The sequence below is a fragment of the Spirillospora sp. NPDC049024 genome (assembly GCF_040649235.1).
In the GTDB taxonomy this organism is placed as follows: Bacteria; Actinomycetota; Actinomycetes; order Streptosporangiales; family Streptosporangiaceae; genus Spirillospora.
This window is the reverse complement of the sequence record NZ_JBEZFD010000006.1, coordinates 376,889-398,106: the sequence shown is the minus strand read 5'-3', so window position 1 is coordinate 398,106 and position 21,218 is coordinate 376,889. Positions and strand designations below refer to the sequence as shown.

The window sequence follows — 21,218 nt, the reverse complement described above, 5'->3', positions numbered from 1 at the left end:
ATTTTCCCGTGCCCGATTCTCCTGTGTCCGACGTGCGCATGATGCTGGACGACCCCGAACTGACCCGGCGCAGCCCCGGCGAGGAGTTCGCGCTCGCCCACGCCCGGTACGGGCCGGACGCGGCGGTCCACCTGCGCGCCTCCATCAGCGACCTGTTCCCGCCGGCCAAGCGCCGTCCCCGCTTCACCGTCCGGCACCTGCTCCGCAAGGCCGTCGTGGACGCCGACGAGACGACCGTCTTCACCGAGCGGGCCGAGAACACCTCGCCGGACGACGCCGCCCCCGAGTGGGAGTTCGAGGTGGGCGTGGAGACCGTCCGGACGCAGGTCGTGCGGGCTTCGGTGCCGGTGCCCAAGGAGATCCTCGCCGACCCCGCCGCGCTCGCCGCGTTCGTGGACTACCGCCTGCTGGTGCGGCTCGGCACGGCGGAGAACGACGTCCTGCTCAACGGGACGGGACCGATCCGCGGCCTGCTGCGCCACCCGGGGCTGCGGCGCCGCCCCGCCGAGCCGTCGGACGGCGGGTCGGCCGCCCGGACGCTGCTGGCGACGGCCGCGCTGTGCGAGTGGTACGGCGGCTCGGCGGACGGGATCGTCATGCACCCCGACGACTGGTGGCCGCTCGTCGCGGACGGCGCGTTCCTGGAACGGCTCGCCGTTCAGGGCGTCAAGGTCAGCCGGACCCGCATGGTGCCCGCGGGCACGGCCCTCGTCGGCGACTTCACGGCCGCAGCGACGCTGCTCGACCGCCGCTCCTCCACGATCCGGCTCGACGGGGACGCGCTGGTCGCCGAGATCATCGAGGGCCTCGCCGTGCACCTGCCCGGCCACTTCGTGCTCACCTCGCTTCCCGGCGGGCGCTGATGGGCGGCCCCGCACCGACCCGGCCGCCGGCGGCGGACCTGCCGGCCGTAGCGCACCGGGTGCGCGAGCACATCGTGCGGATGTGCGCCGGGCCCGAGGGCGGCCACCTCGGCGGATCGATGTCGCTCGTGGAGATCCTCACCCTGCTGTACTTCGAGGTGATGCGGGTCGATCCGCGCCGCCCCGCGGCTGTGGACCGTGACATCTTCCTCCTCAGCAAGGGGCACGGCGCCATGTGCCTCTACGCGGTGCTGGCCGAGCGGGGCTTCTTCCCCGTCGCGGAACTGGCGGAGTACTCCCGGCCGGGGAGCAGGCTGATGGGCCATCCGGTCCGCGCGGTGCCCGGGGTGGAGATGCCCACCGGATCGCTCGGGCACGGGCTCGCGCTCGCCAACGGGTTCGCCGTCGCCGATCGGGGGCGCCGGTGCTTCGCCGTCCTCGGGGACGGCGAGTTGCAGGAGGGTTCGGTCTGGGAGGCGGCCATGGCCTCCGCCGCGCTCGGCCTCGGGAACCTGACGGCCGTCATCGACCGCAACCGCCTCCAGATCACCGGCCCGACCGAGGACGCGATCGGGCTGGAGCCGCTCGCGGACCGCTGGCGCAGCTTCGGCTGGACGGTGCGCGAGGTCGACGGCCACGACTTCGACGCGCTGCGCGAGGCGCTCGGCCCCGGGGAGACCGGGAGCGGGCCTCCCGTGGCGGTCATCGCCCGCACCGTCAAGGGACGCGGCCTGCCGTCGCTGGAGGCGAAGACGCACAGCCACTACGCGAGACTGAGCGGCCGCCAGGCCGAGCGCTCCCTCGCCGTACTGCGCGCCCGACGCAAGCGAGCGCTGTCATGACGGCCGACGTCCCCCGCGAGGCGGCACGGCCGCGCTCCGCCCGTGAGGTGTACCGGGACTTGCTGCCCGAGCTGATGCGGGCCGACGGGCGGCTGTACTGCCTGGACAGCGACACCGGGCTGTTCGACGCGGACGCCTTCGCCGACGTCCCCGGCCGCTACCTCAACCTCGGCATCGCCGAGCACAACCTGATGGGGACGGCCGCAGGCCTGGCCGCCAGCGGGAACGTCCCGTTCGTCACGACGATGGCGACCTTCGCCGCGACCCGGGCGCTGGAGGCCATCAAGATCGACATCGCGTACAACGCGCTGCCGGTCCGGATCGTGGCCACCCACGGCGGGCTGGCCGCGGGGCATCTCGGCCCGACCCACCACGCGCTGGAGGACCTGGCCGTCATGCGGACGCTGCCCGGTTTCACCGTGGTCGTCCCGGGCGACGCGGCGCAGGCGGGCGAGGCCGTCCGGCAGTGCGCGGCGCTGCCCGGTCCCGCCTACGTCCGGCTCGGCCGCTCGGCCACCCCGGACCTGGACGCCGCCGCGCCCGGTGGCGGCCCGTTCGAGATCGGGCGGGCGCAGTGGCTGCGGCGCGGCCGGGACGTGGCGATCATCGCGTGCGGGCCGTATCCGGTGCTGGCGGCGGTGCGGGCCGCCGACCGGCTCGCGGAGCGGGGCGTCCGGGCGACCGTCCTCAACCTGCACACGCTGCGCCCGCTGGACGTCGCGGCCGTGGTGGCGGCGGCCGAGGGCGCCGCGGGCGTCGTCACCGTCGAGGAGCACTGGCGCTCCGGCGGCCTCGGCGGCGCCGTCGCCGAGACCCTCGCCGAGCACGCCCCGGCCCGGGTGGCGCGCGTCGGCATGCCCGACACGTTCGCCGAGCGGGCGGGCGGCCAGGAGGACCTGCTCGACCGGTACGGCATCACGGCGGGCGCGGTCGTCGCCGCGGCGCTGAACCTGACCAGCGGAACCCATGGAGGTGGCACGCATGACCCAGACCTGTCCCGAGTGTGAGGGCCCGGTCCAGCTCGCCGAGCCGGTCCGGCTGAGCGAGATCGCGCAGTGCGCCGACTGCTCCAGCGAGCTGGAGGTGGTCGGCCTGGATCCGGTGGCCCTCGCGCTCGCCCCCGAGATCGAGGAGGACTGGGGCGAGTGAGGCCGGTGGCCGTGCTGGCCTCCCGGGTGCGGTACGAGGAGAAGCGGATCTTCGCCGCGCTGGAGCGCCGCGGGGTGCCGTACGCGCATGTCGACACCCGCCGGTTCAGCGCCGAGCTGGGCGGTGGAGCGGCGAGCGCCGAGCCCCGGTACGCGGCGGCGCTGAACCGGGAGATCTCCCACAGCCGCGCCCTCTACGCCTCGATGCTGCTGGAGGCGCGCGGCGTGCCGACGGTCAACCGGTCGGAGGTGATCGCCGTCTGCGGCGACAAGCTGCGGACCTCGCTGGAGCTGGAGCGCGCCGGCGTCCCCACTCCGCGCACGGCGGTCGCGCTCACCCCCGAGGAAGGCGTCGAGGCCGCCGAGCGGCTGGGCTTCCCCGTGGTGGTCAAGCCGCTGACGGGGTCGTGGGGACGGCTCGCGGCGGCGGTGCGCGACCGGGAGGCGGCGCAGACCGTCCTGGAGCACCGGGCCGCCCTGCCCTCGCCGCTCCAGCACATCGTCTACCTGCAAGAACTCGTCGACAAGCCGGGCCGCGACATCCGCGTGATCGTCGCCGGGGACAAGGTGGTGGGCGCGACGTACCGCTACTCGGACGGCTGGCGCACCAACGCCGCGCGGGGCGCGCGCTCCGAGCCGTGCCCGCTCACGCCCGAGCTGGTCGAGCCGGCGATGCTCGCCGCGCGGGCCGTGGGCGGCGGGGTGCTGGGCGTCGACCTGATCGAGGGCCCCGAGGGGCCGCTCGTGCTGGAGGTCAACCACAACGTCGAGTTCCGCGGCTTCCAGGACGCGCACGGCGAGGACGCGGACGTCGCGGACGCGATCGTCACCCACGTGCTGGAGGCGGCATGATCCGGGTCGGCGTCATGGGCGCCGCCGGGTACCTCGGCGGCGAACTGCTGCGGCTGCTCATCGGCCACCCGGGGACGGAGGTCGCCCACGCGGTCTCGACCCGGTTCCCCGGCCGCCGCGTGGACTCCGTCCACCCCAACCTGCGGGCCCAGACCGACCTGGTGTTCAGCGCGCCGGACGACCTCGACGCCTGCGACGTGCTGCTGATGGCGACCCCGCACAAGGCCACCATGAAGCTGCTGCCCGAGATGCGGGGACGGGCCAAGACCGTCATCGACCTGTCGGGGGACTTCCGCAACCCCGACCCCGCCGTCTACGAGCGGTACTACGGCGTCCCGCACACCGCGCCCGAGCTGCTCGGCGCGTTCGTGCCCGGCGTCCCCGAGCTGTTCCGCGCGGAGCTGGCCGAGGCCGACCTCATCAGCGTGCCCGGATGCATGGCCACCGCGGCGATCCTCGCGCTGCACCCCCTGACCGGGCTGATCGGCCCGGACGTGCAGATCGACGCGCGCACGGGGTCGAGCGGGTCGGGCGCACTCGCCGGAGACGCCAACCTGCACGCCGAACGCAGCGGTGCGCTTCGGGTCTTCGCCCCGGTGCGGCACCGCCACGAGGCGGAGGTCGCGCGGCACACCGGCCTGAACGCCAGGATGACCGCCACCGGGGTCGAGGCCGTGCGCGGGGTGCAGGTCGTCTGCCACGCCACCGGCTCCGCCGACGAGAAGGCCGTCCGCCGCGCCTACCGCAAGGCGTACGCGGACGAGCCGTTCGTCCGGATCGTCGCGCACCGGTCGGGGACGCACCGGCTCCCCGATCCGAAGCTGCTGTCCGGGTCCAACTACTGCGACGTCGGCTTCGCGGTGGACGGCGACCGGATCACCGCGATCGCCGCGCTGGACAACCTGGTGAAGGGCGGTGCGGGCGCCGCGGTGCAGTGCCTCAACATCCGGACCGGCCAACCCGAGACCCTGGGCCTGGGGTTCCCCGGCCTGCACCCGGTCTGATGGGTTCCGGTCAGATGGGCGCTGGTTCGGGGATCGTCGTGGTGAAATGCGGCGGCGCGGTCCCCGCCGAGACGGTGTGCGCGGACCTCGCCGGGCTCGTCGGGCGGGCCGTGCTGGTCCACGGCGGTGCCGCCGACGTCGACCGGCTCGCCGGGGACCTCGGCGTGCCCGCCCGCACCCTCGTCTCGCCGAGCGGCGTGACCAGCCGGCACACCGATCCCGCCATGCTGGAGGTCCTCACGCTGGCGCTCGCCGGACGGGTCAAGCCCAGGCTGCTGCGCGCCCTGGCCGCGAACGGCGTCCCCGCCGTGGGACTGACGGGCCTGGACGGCGGGCTGCTGCGGGCGCGGCGCAAGACGGCGCAGCGCACCGTGCGCGACGGCCGCACCGTCATCGTCCGCGACGACCACAGCGGGCGGCTCACCGGCGTCCGGCCCAAGGTGCTGAACGTGCTGGTCGGCGCCGGGTTCGTCCCGGTGGTGTCGCCGCCGGCGCTGGGCGAGGACGGCGCGCCGGTGAACGTGGACGCCGACCGGGTCGCGGCGGCGGTCGCGGGCGCGCTGCGCGCCGAGCGGCTGGTCCTGCTGACCACGGCGCCGGGCCTGCTGCGCGACGCGTCCGACGAGGGCTCGCTGCTGGACCGCTGCCCGCTCCCCCGCGAGGGCCCCGTCCCGCACGCGGCGAGCGGCGGCATGCACCGCAAGCTCATCGCCTCCCGCGAGGCCCTGCTCGCGGGCGTCCCCCGGGTGTCGATCGGCGACGGGCGGATCCCCCGCCCCGTCACCGCGGCCCTGGGCGGCGCCGGCACGACCTTGGAGATCATGTGAGCGACCCCGTCGACCTGCTGCACGCCATGCTGTCGATCCCCTCGCCGTCCGGGCGGGAGGACGAGCTGGCGCGCTACCTGGAGAAGGTCATGAACGACCTCGGCATGGCCGCGCGCCGCGACGAGGCCGGCAACGTGATCGGCGACATCGGCACCGGCTCGGGGCCGGTGGTGATGCTGCTCAGCCATCTCGACACCGTCGACCGGCCGCTGCCGGCGCGGCGCGAGGGCGGCCGCCTCGTGGGCCGGGGCGCCGCGGACGCCAAGGGCCCGCTCGCCGCGATGATCAGCGCGGCGGCGGCCCGGCCCTCGTTCCCCGGCACGCTGCGGGTCGTGGGCGCGGTCGAGGAGGAGCGGCTGTCGCGGGGCGGCGAGCACCTGGCGCGCACCTGCCCCGCGCCGGACGCGCTGCTCGTCGGGGAGCCGAGCGGCTGGTCGCGGGTGGTGCTCGGCTACAAGGGCAAGATCGACGTCGAGTACCGGGTCGCCCGGCCCGCGACGCACTCCACCAACCCGGCCGCCAAGGCGACCGAGGTAGCGGTGGCGTTCTGGCACGACCTGCTGGAGGCGCTCGGCCCCGAGCGCGACCACGCCGCGTTCGGCCTGCCCGCCGCGACGCTGCGCGGCGTCCACGGGGACCTCACCGAGGCGCGGCTCGACGTCGACTGCCGCGTCCCGCCCGGGTACGACGCCGAGGCCTTCGCGGCGCGGCTGCGCGCCCGCGCGGACGGCGGCGAGGTCACGATCGTCCGGCACGTCCCGGCGGTGCGCAGCGGGCGGTCCGACCCGGTGGTGCGGGCGGTGACGGCCGCCATCCGGCGGCACGGCGGGACGCCCCGGCCCACCCTCAAGACGGGCACGTCCGACATGAACACCGTGGCGCCGCACTGGGACGTCCCCATGGCGACGTACGGGCCGGGCGACAGCTCGCTGGACCACTCCGACGAGGAGCACATCGAGATCGCCGAGTTCCTGAAGGGCGTCGACGTGCTCACCACCGCGCTCGACGAACTGGCCGCCGTCCTCTGACCGTCCCCGCCCGGGGTCAGGGGGTGCTGGCAGCGGTGGTGTTGCGAGCGGTGGCGCGTTCCCAGGCGTCGCGGTCGCGGAGGTAGAGGCCGCCGGGGGCGCGGATGGACAGCACCGTCATCCCGTCGCGGTCGAGGCGGTAGGTGATGCGGCCGGTGACGTGGCGGGCGACGCTCTCCACGAACGCCTGCGCGGCCTCCCGCAGCGGGCCGTACCAGCGGCCCTCCACCGCCTCCCGTGTCCACAACTGCTCCAGCGCCAGCTTCTCCCGCATCGTCTCGGCGGGGACGGTGGCGCTTTCGAGCTGGCGGTAGGCGTGCAGCAGCAGGCACGCCGCCGGCATCTCCCGCACTTCGAGGACCTTCTCGCCGCCCGCGAGGTGCTCCAGGCCGGAGTAGCGGCCGAGGCCGAACCGGCCGGCGCGGACGTTCAGCGACGCGATCATCTCCCGCAGGCCGGCGGCCGCGCCGTCGACGGCCACGGGCCGGCCCGCCTCGAAGTCGAGCGTGATCTCCGCGGGGCGGTCCGGGCGCGGGCCCGCCGTCCAGAAGTAGAGGTCCGCCGGGACGGGGAACCACTCCGGGTCGTCCAGGATCCCCGACTCGAACTCCCGGCACCACAGGTTGGAGTCGCCGCTGTAGGCGCGGTCGGCGAACTCCGCGAACCCGGCGTCCTTGAGCGCCGCGCGCTTGTCGTCGCGGCCGATCGCGTCGTGCTCGTAGGGGCTGCCGAAGTGGCCGTCGAACCCGAGCGCGGCGATCGAGGAGTCGATCCGGCGCAGGCTGTTCTGCGACCGGTTGGCGGTGTGCACGATCGCGTGCGCGCCCACCTTCCGGGCGAGGTCGACCGCGGCCCGGGCCAGCAGCGGGCGGCTGAGCGACGAGCTGACCGGGTGGATGCCGAGGTAGACGGCCTGCGCCGCGATGGCGGGCGCCACGAACTCCTCCGCGAACTCCTCCGACAGGTCGGCCCGCACGTGCTCGGCGCCGAGCGAGCCCAGGTCGGCGCCCGTCCGGTCGTACTCGGCGTCGCCGCCGAGCTCCACGGACAGGGCGTGGACGTGCAGGCCGCGGTGCCGGCTGAGCCGCCACAGGAGGTAGAAGCTGTCGAGGCCGCCGCTGAAGAGCGTCACCACCCGGCCGCCCTGCGCCGCCACGGTGTCGATGTGCCCGAACTCGCGGATGCGTCTCCTACCCTGCCTTCGCGTATCCGGACCCACGTAACCGACCCTCCAGGGACGAGCGGCGAGCAGCGGTCAAGATCAACTTAGGGGTCAAGATCATCGCCGCGCACTGGCACGTGATCACAAAATCCGCCGCGAACGCAGACAGCAATCGCCGGTTGCGCCGCGAGCGCTCAGCGGGCGGGCGGACCGGCCGCCAGGACGCAGGGGCGAAGGCCGCCGGGGACGCCGGTGAGGGCCTCGCCGCCGCTCTCGTAGGGGAGGGCGAACGGCAGGCCGGCGGCGGCCAGCGGGCGCGGGCGGTCCATGAGGTGGAAGTGCAGGTGCGGCTCGGAGGTGTTGCCCGAGTTGCCGACCTCGCCGAGGACGTCCCCCGCCCTTACCCGGTCGCCCTTGGCGACCCGCACCGATCCGCGGCGCAGGTGGGCGAAGACCGCGTACACGCCACCGCCGAGGTCGAGCGTGACGGAGTTGCCGACGACGAACCTGCCCGCCGACAGCGTCAGGACGGACAGCAGCTGGCGGAACACCATCCCCTCGACCAGGAGGTAGGCGATGCCGGGCCAGGAGTTGCGGCTCCAGTGGTCGCGCTGCCACCCGCTCGCCTGGACGACCACGCCGTCGGCCGGTGCGGCGACGGGGCGCCCGAAGGACGGGAACGTCTCCGGGCGCGCGGCGAGCGGCCAGCGCCGCGTCGCCCGCCATTCGCCGTCCGGGACGTGGACCAGGTCGATCGCGTAGGTCTGGCCGAGCTCGTGCGTCCCGTGACTGGGCACCTTGTCGGCGGGGCTGTTGACGGGCACCCAGCGCCCCTCGACCGGGCTGCGCAGGACGACCGGCTCGCGGTCCGGTGCACTGCCGGACACGAAGAACAGCACGAGCCCCGCCGCGATGAGGACCATTCCGGCGCCCCAGAGCACGCCGATGCCGTGCAGGGATGTGGTGATGGCCAGCGCGAGGCCCAGCAGGATGAACAGCGTCCGGAAGCGTGCGAGCGTCCTGATCATCGTTCCTCCACAGGTCGGTCAGCGGCGGGTCGCCGCGATCACGGTGAGGATCGGCACCACCCGTTCGCCGGGGACGGTGTAGCGCCCGCGCCCGGTGGTGCGCAGCCAGCCGGCCGCGACGAGCTGGCGCAGATGGTGGTAGAGCTGGCCGGTCGTGCCGAGGCTCTCGTGGGCGGCCAGCTCGGAGACGGTGCGGGAGCCGTGCAGGATCTCCCGGAGCAGCAGCAGCCGGACGGGATGCGCGAGCGCCGAGAGCGCGTCGGCGGACTGCGACCAGTCGTCCGACAGCAGGTCTCCGGCCGGATGCCCCTGCTGCCATTCGAAGTGCTCGCCGGACGGCAGCGCCACCGAGCCGGTGAACAGCACCGCGCCGGGATCGGGCGCCCGCTCCTTCAGCGCGTCCAGCGCCCAGAAGGTGTCGCCCGGCTCCGGGCGCCCGGCCGCGGGGGCGGCCCCTTCCAGCGCGGCCACGCGCTCCTCCAGCCGCGCGACGCGTTCCGCCAGCGTCTCCTCGGTCACTCCTCCACTATTACGTAAGTACGTAGATTCGACAAATCCCGCCCTTCGGTCGAGGTCGGGCTCAGTCGGAGGCCGGGGTGACGAGGGGTCGGTAGTGCGCCAGATAGGTGCGGTGGTCCCAGTCGTCCAGGAACCGCGCCGCCGCGGCGCGACCGGCCTGGAAGAGGCGCTCGCGGGTCGCCGCGTCGAGGTCGAAGTCGGTCGCGAGCACGCCGTCGGTGCGGGCGAACATCGTGCGGGCCACGATGGCCGGCTCGTCCATCTGCACCCGGTCGTGCGCCTCCGCCATCGTCGAGACGAGCGCGCGGCCGTAGCCGACGGGGCCGCGGACGGCGCGCCACTCCCGGTACACGCCCTCGGAAGGGGAACGGGCCGACAGCTTCACGCCGAACGTCGGCCAGCGGGGTTCGCGGTCCTCCCGGTCGAAAATGGTGATCGGGTAGTTGGAGAGCATTCCGCCGTCCACGTGGAGGCACTGGCGCCCGTCGTTCCGGCACAGGCGGCGCGGCCGGAAGAAGACCGGAATGGACGCCGAGGCGCGCACCGCGTCCGCGACGGGCTGCTCGTCGGCGGGCAGGCCGTACCGCTCGTAGTCCCACGGGAGCCGGACCATCCGCCCGCTGCTGATGTCGGAGACCACGACGACGAGCTTGTAGGCGTGCTGGGGCGGCAGCGCCGAGTCGGGGTCGTGCAGTTTCAGCTGCCCGAACGTCTCGACCCCGCACTCCTTCAGGCGCGCCGCGATCCACCGGTGCAGGGCGTCGCCCTTGTGCAGGCCGAGCGTGGTGAGCAGGGACAAGCCGCGGACGGCCGCGAAGCGCGAGCCGTCCTGGAACGTCCGGTAGTCGAGCCCGCGCATGAGCTCGATCATGTCCGGGACCGGCATCCCGGCCGCCACCAGCGATCCGATGATCGCGCCGGCGGAGGTTCCGGCGACGCGGGCGGGCGCGCCGAGGCGGTACCCGCGCGCCTCCATCTCGGCGATCGCGCCCACCAGCGCGATGCCCTTGACGCCGCCGCCCTCCAGCACGAGGTCGGCGCGCCGCACTGCCGAAGAGTCCATCGCTCTCCCTTCCCCCGCGGCGCCGGACGGCGGCGCGGGCCGCTTTCCGAACCGAAACGGAAAACGGCTGACAGGCGAATGGAATCCGTTCCGCCTCTCCCCTGGAAGATGCCCTATCGATCTATCTTTCAATGGTCGGCGGCATGCAATTTTTTCGCATGTTCTCGGTGATCGGAAATTGCGCCGGCCGCGCGGGCGATATCGATCGACCGCGGAGCCCGCCGGATGCCCGCCACCCGCACAGCGGATGGAATGAGCTCGAAAGTTTCGATGGACGCTCCTCGGGACGACCGCCGATCAGTCGGTCTGACCTGTGAAAGGAAGAACAGGCTGTTGACGCCTGAGCCTCACGGGGATACTTTCCCGTCAGTTGTCGAAAGTTTGTCGAAACTTTTCGGCTGCGCACCGAGACAGCCGAACGGCAGATCCCCGCGGACCTGGGCAAGGAGGAAAGAGACCATGAGAAGAGCACTCACCGCGGTGCTTGGCACGGGCGTGCTGCTCCTGGCGATGCTGGTGGCCGTCGCGCTCCCCGCGTCGGCCGCCCCGGGCACGCTCAAGGAGGCCGCCGCGGCCAAGGGCCGGGTCTTCGGCGCCGCCGCGGCCACCGCCCACATGGGCGAGTCGGCGTACGCCGCCACGCTCGACCGCGAGTTCAACCAGCTCACGCCCGAGAACGAGATGAAGTGGAATACCACCGAGCCGTCCAGGAACTCGTTCGACTTCGGCCCGGCCGACCAGCTCGTGAGCCACGCGCAGGCCCAGAGCATGAAGATCCGCGGGCACACGCTCGTGTGGCACAACCAGCTGCCGGACTGGGTGAGCGGCATCTCCTCGCGGGACGACCTGCTGAGCGCCATGCGGAACCACATCGCGAAGGAGGCCGGCCACTACGCGGGCAAGGTCGCCTACTGGGACGTGGTGAACGAGGCGTTCCAGGACGGTTCGGGCGCGCGCCGCGACTCGGTGTTCCAGCGGGTCATCGGCGACTCCTACATGGAGGAGGCGTTCCGCGCGGCGCGCGCGGCCGACCCCAACGCCAAGCTCTGCTACAACGACTACAACATCGACGGGCAGAACGCGAAGAGCAATGCCGTCTACAACATGGTCAAGGACTTCAAGGCACGCGGCGTCCCGATCGACTGCGTGGGCCTCCAGGCGCACCTGACGCTGGGAGCCGTCCCGTCCGACATGCAGACCAACATGCAGCGCTTCGCCGACCTCGGCGTGGACGTCCACATCACCGAACTGGACATCCGCATGTCCACCCCGCCGGACAGTTCCAAGCTCGCCACCCAGGCGAACGACTACAAGAAGGTCGTCTCCGCCTGCCTCGCCGTGTCGCGCTGCACCGTCATCACCGTCTGGGGCGTCACCGACAAGTACTCGTGGATTCCCGACGTGTTCCCCGGTGAAGGCGCCGCGCTGCTGTTCGACGGCAACTACGCCAAGAAGCCCGCATACGACGCGACGCTCCAGGCCCTCGGCGGCGAGGACCCGGGCGACCCCGGCGACCCGGGCGACCCCGGGGCCGTCACCTGCACCTACGCCCGCACGGCGCAGTGGAACGGGGGTTTCAACGGCCAGGTGACCATCAAGGCCGGCGCCACCGCGGTCGCCTCGTGGACGGTCGTCATGACGATGGGCTCGGGCCAGCAGATCGTCGCCCTGTGGAACGGCACCGCGAGCACGAGCGGCAACGTCGTCACGGTCAAACCGGTCGGCTGGAACGGCAACCTCGCGCCGGGCGCTTCGGCGTCTTACGGGTTCACCGTCAACACCCCGACCGGGAACACGGCCGACCCCGTCATCAGCTGCGGCACCCCCTGACCCGCTCGCGTCCTCCCGCAAGACCTCCGTCCGGCACGGCGGCCGCTCCCATGCCGCCGTGCCGGACGGGGCCTCGCCTGCTCGCCACAAACACCTGCGCCCCGTACATACATCCCTGATCACGGGTTAGTGGAGGAAGCCAGAGGAACCGAGGGCGGGAGGTGGCGCGTCTTGGCACTGCGGATCGAGGACTACGGGCTGCTGGGCGACACGCAGACGGCGGCGCTGGTCGGCAAGGACGGCTCGATCGACTGGCTCTGCCTGCCCCGGTTCGACTCCCCCGCCTGCTTCGCCTCGCTACTCGGCGACGAGGACGCCGGGTTCTGGCGCGTCGCGCCCGCGGCCGGCGGGAGGTGCGCGCGGCGCCGGTACCGGGACGACACGCTGATCCTGGAGACCGAGTGGGACACCCCGGACGGGTCCGTCCGGCTGATCGACTTCATGCCGCCGCGCGGTGAGGCCGCCGACGTCGTCCGGATCGTGGAGGGGCTCAGCGGGAGCGTCCCGATGCGCACGGCGCTCCGGCTGCGGTTCGACTACGGGCGGATCGTGCCATGGGTGCGGCACCAGGAAGGCGAGCTCAACGCCGTCGCAGGCCCGGACGCCACCTGGTTGAAGACGCCCGTCGCCCTCGAAGGGCGCGACCTGACGACCGGCGCCGACTTCACGGTGTCGGCCGGGGAGCGCGTCCCGTTCGTCCTGACCTACCAGCCGTCGCACCTGCCGCGTCCGAAGGCCGTGGAGGCGGAGCAGGCGCTGTCCGACACGGAGCTGTTCTGGTGGGACTGGATGGGCCGCTACGACTACGACGGGCGGTGGGACGAGGCGGTCCGCCGTTCGCTGATCACGCTGAAGGCGCTCACCTACGCGCCCACCGGCGGCATCGTCGCCGCCGCGACCACCTCGCTGCCCGAGCGGCTCGGCGGCCCGCGCAACTGGGACTACCGGTTCTGCTGGCTGCGGGACGCGACGTTCACGCTCCAGGCCCTGCTCGGCACCGGTTTCGTCGCGGAGGCGAAGGCGTGGCGGGAGTGGCTGCTGCGCGCCGTCGCCGGCGACCCCGCCGACCTGCAGATCATGTACGCGATCGACGGCACCCGGCGGCTCACCGAGTACACCGTGGACTGGCTCGCCGGCTACGAGGGGTCGGCGCCGGTGCGGGTGGGCAACGCCGCGTCCGAGCAGTTCCAGCTGGACACCTGGGGCGAGGTCCTGGACGGCCTGCACATCGCCCGCGAGGCCGACATCGGCACCGACGAGAACGCCTGGGACCTCCAGGTCGCCCTGATGGACTTCCTCGAAGGGCACTGGAGCGACCCCGACAACAGCCTGTGGGAGGTCCGCGGGGAGCGGCGCGACTTCGTCCACTCCAAGGTCCTCGCCTGGACGGGCGTCGACCGCGCCGTCAAGGCCGTCGAGGGGTACGGGCTGGACGGCCCCGTCGGCAGGTGGAAGGAGCTGCGGGAGCGGATCCACGCGGACGTGTGCGAGCACGGCTACGACGCGGACCGCGGCACGTTCACCCAGTTCTACGGATCGCGCGGGCTGGACGCGGCGCTGCTGCTCATCCCGCAGGTGGGGTTCCTGCCATGGGACGACCCGCGCGTGATCGGCACCGTCGACCATGTGCAGCGGGAGCTGTACCGGGACGGGTTCGTGCTGCGCTACGACACCGGCGTCGACGGCGGTGTGGACGGCATGCCGGGCGGTGAAGGGGCCTTCCTCGCCTGCACGTTCTGGCTCGCCGACGCACTGCACGGAATCGGCCGCACCGAGCAGGCCACCGACCTGTTCGAGCGGCTGCTCGGCCTGCGCAACGACCTCGGGCTGCTCAGCGAGGAGTACGACACCGCCGCCGGGCGGCAGATCGGGAACACCCCGCAGGCGTACTCGCACGTCGGGCTCGTCAACACCGCGCGGCATCTGAGCGGCTCCCGTCCCGCCCATCGCCGCGCCTAGCCGCTGGAGAGGTGGAAGCCGTGGAAGGAGAAGCGCCATGCGCGCCTTGACCGTCCTGCCGGAGAAGCCCGGCTCGCTGGCCGTGACCGACGTCCCCGACCCGGAGCCCGGGAAGGGGGACCTGCTGGTCGACGGGCTCGCCGTGGGGGTGTGCGGCACCGACAAGGAGATCGCCGCCGGGGACTACGGATGGGCCCCGCCGGGCCGCGACCGCCTCGTCATCGGGCACGAGTCGCTCGGCCGGGTGCGGCACGCCCCGTCCGGCAGCGGCTTCTCCCCCGGCGACCTCGTCGTGGGCGTCGTGCGGCGGCCCGACCCGGAGCCGTGCGGGGCCTGCGCGCACGGCGAGTTCGACATGTGCCGCAACGGCCGGTACACCGAGCGCGGCATCAAGGAGATCGACGGGTACGCGAGCCGGGCGTGGCGGGTCGAGGCCGACTACGCGGTCCGGCTGGACCCGCGGCTGGCCGAGGTCGGCGTGCTGATGGAGCCGACCACGGTCGTCGCGAAGGCGTGGGAGCAGGTCGAGAAGGTCGGCAACCGGGCGTGGTTCGAGCCGCGCCGGGTCCTGGTCACCGGTGCGGGCCCGATCGGGCTGCTCGCGGCGATGCTCGGCGTGCAGCGGGGGCTGGACGTCCACGTCCTCGACCGGGTGGCGGACGGACCGAAGCCGCGGCTCGTCGCCGACCTCGGCGCGACCTACCACCGCGGCGGCATCGAGGAGGCCTTCGCGGGCGCGGAGCCGGACGTGGTGATCGAGGCGACCGGCGCGTCCCGCCTGGTGTTCGGCGCGATGGCGCACAACGCCTCGTACGGGATCGTGTGCCTGACCGGGGTGTCCTCGTCCGGACGGCCCCTCGAGGTCGACGCGGGCGACCTCAACCGGCAGATCGTGCTGGAGAACGACGCGGTGATCGGGTCGGTCAACGCCAACCTCCGGCACTACGCCGCCGCCGCCGACGCCCTCGCGCGGGCCGACCTGGACTGGCTCGGCCGGCTGATCTCCCGCCGCGTCCCGCTGGAGCGCTTCGCCGAGGCCTTCACCCCCCATCCGGACGATGTGAAAGTGGTCGTCACCCTCGCCGAATAACCCGTCGAATAAATACCTCAAATACCATCAATCCTTAATCTTTCCGGCGTTCGAATACGGGAAAAGCCGTGCGCGCGGGGCCGCATCCGGCCAGGATGCGGGCATGACGTTCCCGCTGATGCACGGGTACGACCACATCAACGTGGCGGCCCTGCTCGATCCGGTCGCGGACGTCCGCGACCGGGAACTCGGCGAGCGGATGCTGCGGTACCCGAAGCTCTTCCCCGCCGGATCCCCCGAATTCGGTTATGCGGTGCAATTCGCGAAGGAATGGCGGATCGCGTCGCTGGGCGCGGACGGACCGGCCACCGCCCGCTACAGCCTCGCGATGGATCTCCGCACGGCCGCCGCGCGGGAGACCGACGCCCCGACCGTCCAGGCGATGCTGGCGGCGGCCGGGCGGCTCGACCCCGAGGAGGGCGAGCAGCTCGCCAAGGACGAGTGGGAGATCGGCGACCGCCGCTACCGCGTCATCCGGGTGGAGAAGTTCATCCTGCTCGGCCACCGGGTGATGGAGCCGCCCCGGTCCACCGACGCCGACCTCTCCGCGAACGGCCTGCTGCGCGACCACCTCATCGACCCGGCGGCGCCGTGCGGCCAGTGGGAGGCGCAGCTCCGGCTGAACCTGGTCGGGCGGCTGCCGGTGCCGGGCACCGTCCCCGACATGGTCCGCACGGAGGCGCGCCACGCGATCCGGACGCATCCCGGGGTCGTGCTGCTCCCGCCCACCTTCATCGCGGTCGAGGTCGACGGCGACGCCTGGGCCCCGCTCACCGGCGGCGACGACCCGGAGGAGGCCCGCGACCGGCTGGCCCGCCACTTCACCGACCTCATGCCGAGGCTCCGCGAGTTCCAGGGCGACCCCCCGTCCCCCGCCGAACTCGCCGAGTGGACCGCGATCGCCGACGGCATCCGGGCGACGCCGGGCCACGAGTTCAACGTCCGCGGCCGCAAGTTCCGCACCGTCCGCGTCTGCCGCATGCTCCGCCTGGGCCGCGACGGCCCCGAGGCCCCCCGCCCCTCCGACCAGGACCACTACGACCTCCCCACCTTCGGCTGACCCACCCCTTCCGATGCGCGTCGCGCGATCTTCTTCGAGTGTCAACCTCCGGCTCCTTGCCTTTCGCCGCGCGCGCGTCATGATCAAAAACAAGGGAGCCGGATGGAAGGGCGGGCGGATGGTGCGCAGGTGGGTGGCCGTTTCGGCGACGGTGGTCGTGGTGGTCGGGCTCGGAGGGGTGCCCGCGCGGGGCGAGGTGGGGCCGGCGCCGGGGGTTGACGGGGCCGGGTCCGGGGAGCGGCCGGACTCGCGGGTGCGGGGGCTGCCGTCTTCGGCCGGGATCGGGGAGGTGCGGTTCACCTCTTCGGAGCAGCTCGCGTCTGGCGTGACGTTCCGGACGTTCGAAACGTCCGGAGTTGGCGGGGCTGTTGCCGGGGATCTGTTGGACGTCGATCTGCGGAAGGCCGAGGTCGGGCTTCTGCGGCCGCCCGTGGTCGCCGCGCGGCGGACGGTGTCGGCCATGGCGGATGCGCAGCACGCGGTGGCGGGGGTGAACGGCGACTTCTTCAATATCAGTGAGACCCATCCCGGCGTGGTGCCCACGGGGTCGTCGTCGGGGCCGGAGGTCGATGGCGGCCGTCCGCTCAAGGGGGCCGTGCCGGACGGGCAGCGGTTCGGGCCCGCGCTGCCGCCCGGGACGTCCACCGAGGACGTCATCGGGGTCGGCGACGACAAGCGCGGGCACGTGGCGCGGCTGCACCTGACCGGGACCGTCCGTTCCGGCGGGACGTCCATCGCCCTGCGTGGCCTCAACCAGTACGCGCTTCCGGTCGGCGGTGTCGGGGCGTTCGGTCCCGAGTGGGGCGAGGTGTCGCGGCAGCGTGCGGTGTGCGGGACCGACCAGGTGCGCAGCGACCCGTGCAGCACGAACACCGCCGAGGCGACCGTGCGGCGGGGCGTGGTGACGGGGGTGTCCGGCACGGTGGGCGGCGGCGCGATCCCGGCCGGCACGACCGTGCTCGTCGGGCGGGAGAAGGGCGCCGACGCGCTGCGCCGGCTCAAGCCGGGCGACCGGGTGCGGGTCTCCTACCGCTTCACCGGGCCGGTCCGCTTCCGGTTCGCCGTGGGCGGGTTCCCGATCCTCCGGGACGGCAGGCCGCTGGACGGCCTGGGCACCGCCGGCCCGGCGCCGCGCACGGCCGCCGGGGTGAGCCGCGACGGCCGGCACGTCTACCTCGTCGTGGCGGACGGCAGGTCCGTGCTGAGCGGCGGGGCGACCATCCCCGAACTGGCGTCCCTCCTGGACAAGGCGGGCGCCGACGACGGCGTGAACCTCGACGGCGGCGGATCGTCGACCTTCGTCGCGCGCTCCCCCGGCGAGACCTCCGTGACCGTCCGCAACAACCCGTCGGACGGAACGGAACGCGCTGTCGCCAACGGCATCGGCGCCTTCCCTGCGGGTACCCGCCGCTGAAAGTACCCCGTCACCGACCCTCCGCCCCCCTTGGTCAGGGGCGGGCAGGTCATGGTCCAGGCTGCCTTCAGACGCTCCTCCGCCCAGGACTCGATTGCGGCCGAGGGGGCAGGGTCTCGACAATGTCCGGATGATCCGCTCCCGACCCGGCTCACGGGTGGCCGCTCTCGCGCTCCTGGTGTGCACGGCGGGGGCCTCCTGCTCTGGTGTGTCGCCGCAGCCGCCGTCCCGTGAGGGCCCGCCCCCGGCCTGGTCCCTCACCGTGCCGACCGGCGAGAACACCACGTCCGTCATCGGGCGGGTCGCGCTGATCGCCAACGACCGGGCGGTCCTCGGCGTCGACCCCGGGTCCGGCCGGGAGCTGTGGCGGGTGCCCTCCGGCGAGGACGACGAGGTCGAAGTGGCGGGCACCCTGATCGTGCGTCTGCGGAAGACCGTCCCGGCCGACACGGTCCGGTTCAGCGTCATCGATCCGGCGAACGGCGGGACGCTCTGGCAGGGCGGCCCGGTCGAGAAGGCGCGGGTCACCCGGGACTCCGTCCTCACCACCGTCTGCGGCGCGGGGGCCGACTGCAAGATCACTCGGAGGGATCTGCGTACCGGAGAGGTCCGCTGGAGCCTCCGGGGCGACGAGGTCCGGTCGGCGAACGCGGCGGTCGGGGTGCGTCGGCCGCTCGTCCCGGACACCGGCCGGATCTTCGCTTCCCGAGACGACGGCCGGCCTCTGCCGCCTCCCGGAAAGGACGGATCCGGCGAGAGCGGCTGGTACACGGTGGTGGTGGGGCGGACCCTGATCACCACCGACCACGATCCTCCGTCCGGCGACGAGAACTGCACGGTCACCGTCTCCGCGTCCGAGGCGGGAACCGCACGGCGCAGATGGACCCGGAAGGTCTACTCTGGCCGGCGGGCCGACGGTGAATGCGAGAAGCGGCTCGCCCCGTCCAGCACCGGTCTCGACCTGATCGGGGACGGCCGCCGGATCGCGGCGTCCACCGACACCGGCAGGCCGCAGGTCTTCGATCTCGCCTCAGGACGGACGGTCTGGCGCGGTGACGCCCCGGGCGTCCCGATCGACGGTGACGGGCACACGCTCCTGGTCCGCGAGCACGCTGACACCGGTGCCCTTTCCCTCCTGGACTTCGCCACCGGCCGCGTCCTGTGGAAGGCCCCCGATCCGGGCCTGCCAGGAGAGTCCGCCAGCTGGGAGACCGCTGTCACGCAGCGGCGCATCGCCGTCAGCGGAGCCGAGCACGACCACCCGTTCGTCCTCGTCTACGACGCTGCCACCGGCCGTCGCCTCGGCCGCTTCCCAGGATGGCTCCAGGGGCTCGGGGACGGCTGGGTCGCGATAGGCCACGACGCCAAGGCGAACACGCTCACCTACGATTTCATCCGCGTCTGAGGTCCTTCAAGGTCGCGAGAAGGACCAGGACGGCTTTCCGTCCTGGTGGCGTTGGTCGTGGACGTAGATGGTGTTCCCCTTGCCGTCGCCGGGGCCGCGGAAGCGGAAAGGTTTGTCCGAGCTGCGGCTCGACCGGGACGTGATCGAGGACGGCGAGTTGGCCGTGTCCGAGACCGCGACCAACGCGCTGCGGCACGCCGGGACCGCACAATGCGATCGGCGGCCGCCCCCGCCGGAGCTTTGGATCTGGGCGCGGACCATCCCGTCCCCTCAGCTCATCGTCTCCGTCTTCGACGGCGCGCGGGCGTCCACACACATGCAAGAGCGCCTGCGCCAAGGCCTTGCGGGGAGGGGGTTAGGACGGTTTGCCGTCCTGGTGGCGTTTGTCGCGGACGTAGATGGTGTTTCCCTTGGCGTCGCCGGGGCCTCGGCGGTCCAGGACGAAGAGGGTCGTCGCGGCGATCAGCTCGCTGAGCTTGGGGTAGCCGTAGTTGCGGGAGTCGAACTCGGGGCGCTGCTTGGTGATGATCTGACCCACGGACCCCAGGGCGGCCCACCCGTCCTCGTCGGACGCCGCCTCGACGGCGTTGCGGAGGAGGTTGACGAGCGCGGTGTCCTGCTTCAGCTTGGCGGCCGACGTGGGGGGCGCCGGTTTGAGCGTCTCGGCGGTCGGGGTGGTCGGGCTCTGGTCGTACAGCAGGTTCTCGATGTAGACGAACTTGTCGCACGCCGCCATGAAGGGCTTGGGCGTCTTGCGCTCGCCGAACCCGTACACGGTCAGGCCGGACTCGCGGATGCGCGCGGCCAGGCGGGTGAAGTCGCTGTCGCTGGAGACGAGGCAGAACCCGTCGAAGCGGTCCGAGTACAGCAAATCCATCGCGTCGATGACCATCGCCGCGTCGGTGGCGTTCTTGCCCCTGGTGTAGGCGAACTGCTGGATCGGCTGGATCGACTGGTCGAGCAGATGCTCCTTCCAGCCCCGCAGGCTGGAGCCGGTCCAGTCGCCGTAGGCGCGCTTGACGTGCGCGGTGCCGTACTTCGCGACCTCGGCCAGCAGCGCCTCGACGTTCGCGGGCTGGGCGTTGTCGGCGTCGATGAGGACCGCCAGCCTGGCGGTGTTCTCATTCACCATGCGTCCCCTCCTGGAAGCCGCCCGCCGACCGGGCTGCGGCCAGTACATCAGAGGTCGTGTGCGCCGCGCTTGCTCTGCGACACCATCGTCGGCATTGGCGGATATATGGTGGTTCGAGCAATTTCGCATGGCGGTGATCGAGGAGACGTTCGTGGCGTCGGATCGGCCTGGAGAATCATCGGGCGAGGAGAAGCTCTCCCGGTTCAATACGAGCATTCCGCATCCCGCCAGGGTGTACGACGTCTGGCTGGGCGGCAAGGACAACTTCGCCGCCGACCGGGCGGCCGCCGAGGCCGGTCTGAAGGCCTTCCCGAGCACGGTCAAGTCCGTGCGGGCCAACCGCGCGTTCCTGGCGCGGACGGTGGAGTACCTGGTCGCCGAGGCCGGGATCCGCCAGTTCCTGGACATCGGTACCGGGCTGCCGTCGGCCAACAACACCCATGAGGTGGCCCAGGCGATCGCGCCCGAGAGCCGGATCGCCTACGTCGACAACGACCCGATCGTGCTGGCCCACGCCGAGGCGCTCCTGAGGAGCACCGACTCGGGTGCGACCGACTACATCGACGCCGACCTGCGCGAGCCCGGCAAGATTCTGCAGGAGGCCTCCCGCACGCTGGATTTCAGCCGGCCCGTGGCGGTCATGCTCATCGCCGTACTGCATTTCGTTCCGGACGAGGCGGACCCTTACGGGATCGCGGAGACGCTGATGGACGCCGTGCCCCCGGGCAGTCACCTGGTGGTCTCCCACACCGCGAAGGACATCTTCCCCGAGGAGATGGCCGCGTTCGCGCAGGCCATGAACAAGGACTCGGCGGAGAAGGTGACGCTGCGCGACCGCGAGCAGGTCTCCAGGTTCTTCAGCGGGCTGGACCTCGTCGAGCCCGGCGTCGTCCAGGTCCCGCAGTGGCGCCCCCGTTCCGAGCTCGAAGGGGCCGCACCCGCCGCCCTGTGGGGCGGAATGGCCCGCAAGCCCGCTTAGGCCGCCGTGGCCT

General features: G+C 72.8%; 20 protein-coding genes. 15 read left to right on the top strand and 5 right to left on the bottom strand.

The features are described 5' to 3' along the window. Positions 1-23 precede the first annotated feature (23 nt). From AB0C21_RS14400 to AB0C21_RS14365, 8 genes are read left to right on the top strand one after another with little or no spacing between them, the layout of a single operon-like run. Positions 24-863: a family 3 encapsulin nanocompartment shell protein gene (locus AB0C21_RS14400; RefSeq protein ID WP_500204456.1), complete on the top strand. Its 840-nt coding sequence runs from the start codon at positions 24-26 to the stop codon at positions 861-863. Next, positions 863-1,705 (top strand): transketolase, encoded by an 843-nt coding sequence (locus tag AB0C21_RS14395; protein WP_500204454.1) that lies wholly within the window; start codon positions 863-865, stop codon positions 1,703-1,705. Before AB0C21_RS14400 ends, AB0C21_RS14395 begins: the two co-directional genes overlap by 1 nt. Continuing rightward, positions 1,702-2,712, top strand: coding sequence for a transketolase family protein (locus AB0C21_RS14390; protein WP_500204452.1), 1,011 nt, complete (start codon positions 1,702-1,704; stop codon positions 2,710-2,712). The genes AB0C21_RS14395 and AB0C21_RS14390 overlap by 4 nt, the downstream gene beginning before the upstream one ends. After that, positions 2,687-2,854 (top strand): lysine biosynthesis protein LysW, encoded by a 168-nt coding sequence (gene lysW, locus AB0C21_RS14385; protein WP_258940458.1) that lies wholly within the window; start codon positions 2,687-2,689, stop codon positions 2,852-2,854. The genes AB0C21_RS14390 and lysW overlap by 26 nt, the downstream gene beginning before the upstream one ends. Beyond that, positions 2,851-3,705, top strand: coding sequence for a lysine biosynthesis protein LysX (lysX, locus tag AB0C21_RS14380; RefSeq protein WP_500204448.1), 855 nt, complete (start codon positions 2,851-2,853; stop codon positions 3,703-3,705). Before lysW ends, lysX begins: the two co-directional genes overlap by 4 nt. Next, the gene (gene argC, locus AB0C21_RS14375) at positions 3,702-4,709 is read left to right on the top strand and encodes an N-acetyl-gamma-glutamyl-phosphate reductase (RefSeq protein ID WP_500204447.1); all 1,008 of its coding nucleotides are present in this window, start codon (positions 3,702-3,704) and stop codon (positions 4,707-4,709) included. The genes lysX and argC overlap by 4 nt, the downstream gene beginning before the upstream one ends. 14 nt (positions 4,710-4,723) lie before the next feature. Next, on the top strand, positions 4,724-5,536 hold the full coding sequence (locus AB0C21_RS14370) for a [LysW]-aminoadipate kinase (RefSeq protein ID WP_500204446.1): 813 nt from the start codon (positions 4,724-4,726) through the stop codon (positions 5,534-5,536). Beyond that, positions 5,533-6,564 carry a M20/M25/M40 family metallo-hydrolase gene (locus tag AB0C21_RS14365; protein WP_500204445.1) on the top strand — a complete coding sequence of 344 codons (1,032 nt, stop codon included), beginning with the start codon at positions 5,533-5,535 and terminating at the stop codon, positions 6,562-6,564. The genes AB0C21_RS14370 and AB0C21_RS14365 overlap by 4 nt, the downstream gene beginning before the upstream one ends. A 16-nt stretch (positions 6,565-6,580) precedes the next feature. Here AB0C21_RS14365 and AB0C21_RS14360 read toward each other — a convergent pair whose 3' ends face one another. The 4 genes from AB0C21_RS14360 to AB0C21_RS14345 form a co-directional block, all read right to left on the bottom strand. Beyond that, on the bottom strand, positions 6,581-7,783 hold the full coding sequence (locus AB0C21_RS14360) for an argininosuccinate synthase-related protein (RefSeq protein ID WP_500204444.1): 1,203 nt from the start codon (positions 7,781-7,783) through the stop codon (positions 6,581-6,583). Between the two features lie 137 nt (positions 7,784-7,920). Then, entirely contained in the window at positions 7,921-8,754 is an 834-nt protein-coding gene (locus tag AB0C21_RS14355; protein WP_500204443.1) for a M23 family metallopeptidase, read from the bottom strand. A gap of 18 nt (positions 8,755-8,772) precedes the next feature. Beyond that, positions 8,773-9,273, bottom strand: a complete 501-nt coding sequence (locus AB0C21_RS14350; protein WP_500204442.1) for an ArsR/SmtB family transcription factor — start codon at positions 9,271-9,273, stop codon at positions 8,773-8,775. Between the two features lie 61 nt (positions 9,274-9,334). After that, positions 9,335-10,336 (bottom strand): patatin-like phospholipase family protein, encoded by a 1,002-nt coding sequence (locus AB0C21_RS14345; protein WP_500204441.1) that lies wholly within the window; start codon positions 10,334-10,336, stop codon positions 9,335-9,337. 459 nt (positions 10,337-10,795) lie between these two features. Here AB0C21_RS14345 and AB0C21_RS14340 point away from each other — a divergent pair, with 459 nt between their 5' ends. From AB0C21_RS14340 to AB0C21_RS14315, 6 genes are all read left to right on the top strand, one after another. Next, positions 10,796-12,166, top strand: a complete 1,371-nt coding sequence (locus AB0C21_RS14340) for a glycoside hydrolase family 10 protein (protein WP_500204440.1) — start codon at positions 10,796-10,798, stop codon at positions 12,164-12,166. A gap of 177 nt (positions 12,167-12,343) precedes the next feature. Further along, positions 12,344-14,125 (top strand): glycoside hydrolase family 15 protein, encoded by a 1,782-nt coding sequence (locus AB0C21_RS14335; RefSeq protein WP_500204539.1) that lies wholly within the window; start codon positions 12,344-12,346, stop codon positions 14,123-14,125. A gap of 37 nt (positions 14,126-14,162) precedes the next feature. Beyond that, complete coding sequence (locus tag AB0C21_RS14330; RefSeq protein ID WP_500204439.1) at positions 14,163-15,215, top strand: glucose 1-dehydrogenase; 1,053 nt, start codon at positions 14,163-14,165, stop codon at positions 15,213-15,215. A gap of 103 nt (positions 15,216-15,318) precedes the next feature. Continuing rightward, positions 15,319-16,275, top strand: a complete 957-nt coding sequence (locus AB0C21_RS14325) for a DUF5954 family protein (protein ID WP_500204438.1) — start codon at positions 15,319-15,321, stop codon at positions 16,273-16,275. 382 nt (positions 16,276-16,657) lie between these two features. Beyond that, complete coding sequence (locus AB0C21_RS14320) at positions 16,658-17,689, top strand: phosphodiester glycosidase family protein (protein ID WP_500204437.1); 1,032 nt, start codon at positions 16,658-16,660, stop codon at positions 17,687-17,689. A 130-nt stretch (positions 17,690-17,819) separates the two neighbouring features. After that, positions 17,820-19,094 (top strand): outer membrane protein assembly factor BamB family protein, encoded by a 1,275-nt coding sequence (locus AB0C21_RS14315; RefSeq protein WP_500204436.1) that lies wholly within the window; start codon positions 17,820-17,822, stop codon positions 19,092-19,094. Positions 19,095-19,449: 355 nt separating this feature from the next. Here AB0C21_RS14315 and AB0C21_RS14310 read toward each other — a convergent pair whose 3' ends face one another. Beyond that, the gene (locus tag AB0C21_RS14310) at positions 19,450-20,226 is read right to left on the bottom strand and encodes an NYN domain-containing protein (protein ID WP_500204435.1); all 777 of its coding nucleotides are present in this window, start codon (positions 20,224-20,226) and stop codon (positions 19,450-19,452) included. 127 nt (positions 20,227-20,353) lie between these two features. On the opposite strand from AB0C21_RS14310, the gene AB0C21_RS14305 reads away from it, so the two are divergent. Beyond that, complete coding sequence (locus AB0C21_RS14305; protein WP_500204434.1) at positions 20,354-21,205, top strand: SAM-dependent methyltransferase; 852 nt, start codon at positions 20,354-20,356, stop codon at positions 21,203-21,205. Positions 21,206-21,218 lie beyond the last annotated feature (13 nt).

Coding starts and splice junctions, on each gene's coding strand:
- AB0C21_RS14395 (WP_500204454.1), top strand. CDS start 863: ATGGGCGGCCCCGCACCGACCCGGCCGCCGGCGGCGGACCTGCCGGCC.
- AB0C21_RS14390 (WP_500204452.1), top strand. CDS start 1,702: ATGACGGCCGACGTCCCCCGCGAGGCGGCACGGCCGCGCTCCGCCCGT.
- lysW (WP_258940458.1), top strand. CDS start 2,687: ATGACCCAGACCTGTCCCGAGTGTGAGGGCCCGGTCCAGCTCGCCGAG.
- argC (WP_500204447.1), top strand. CDS start 3,702: ATGATCCGGGTCGGCGTCATGGGCGCCGCCGGGTACCTCGGCGGCGAA.
- AB0C21_RS14370 (WP_500204446.1), top strand. CDS start 4,724: ATGGGCGCTGGTTCGGGGATCGTCGTGGTGAAATGCGGCGGCGCGGTC.
- AB0C21_RS14355 (WP_500204443.1), bottom strand. CDS start 8,754: ATGATCAGGACGCTCGCACGCTTCCGGACGCTGTTCATCCTGCTGGGC.
- AB0C21_RS14345 (WP_500204441.1), bottom strand. CDS start 10,336: ATGGACTCTTCGGCAGTGCGGCGCGCCGACCTCGTGCTGGAGGGCGGC.
- AB0C21_RS14340 (WP_500204440.1), top strand. CDS start 10,796: ATGAGAAGAGCACTCACCGCGGTGCTTGGCACGGGCGTGCTGCTCCTG.
- AB0C21_RS14330 (WP_500204439.1), top strand. CDS start 14,163: ATGCGCGCCTTGACCGTCCTGCCGGAGAAGCCCGGCTCGCTGGCCGTG.
- AB0C21_RS14325 (WP_500204438.1), top strand. CDS start 15,319: ATGACGTTCCCGCTGATGCACGGGTACGACCACATCAACGTGGCGGCC.
- AB0C21_RS14315 (WP_500204436.1), top strand. CDS start 17,820: ATGATCCGCTCCCGACCCGGCTCACGGGTGGCCGCTCTCGCGCTCCTG.
- AB0C21_RS14310 (WP_500204435.1), bottom strand. CDS start 20,226: ATGGTGAATGAGAACACCGCCAGGCTGGCGGTCCTCATCGACGCCGAC.
- AB0C21_RS14305 (WP_500204434.1), top strand. CDS start 20,354: ATGGCGGTGATCGAGGAGACGTTCGTGGCGTCGGATCGGCCTGGAGAA.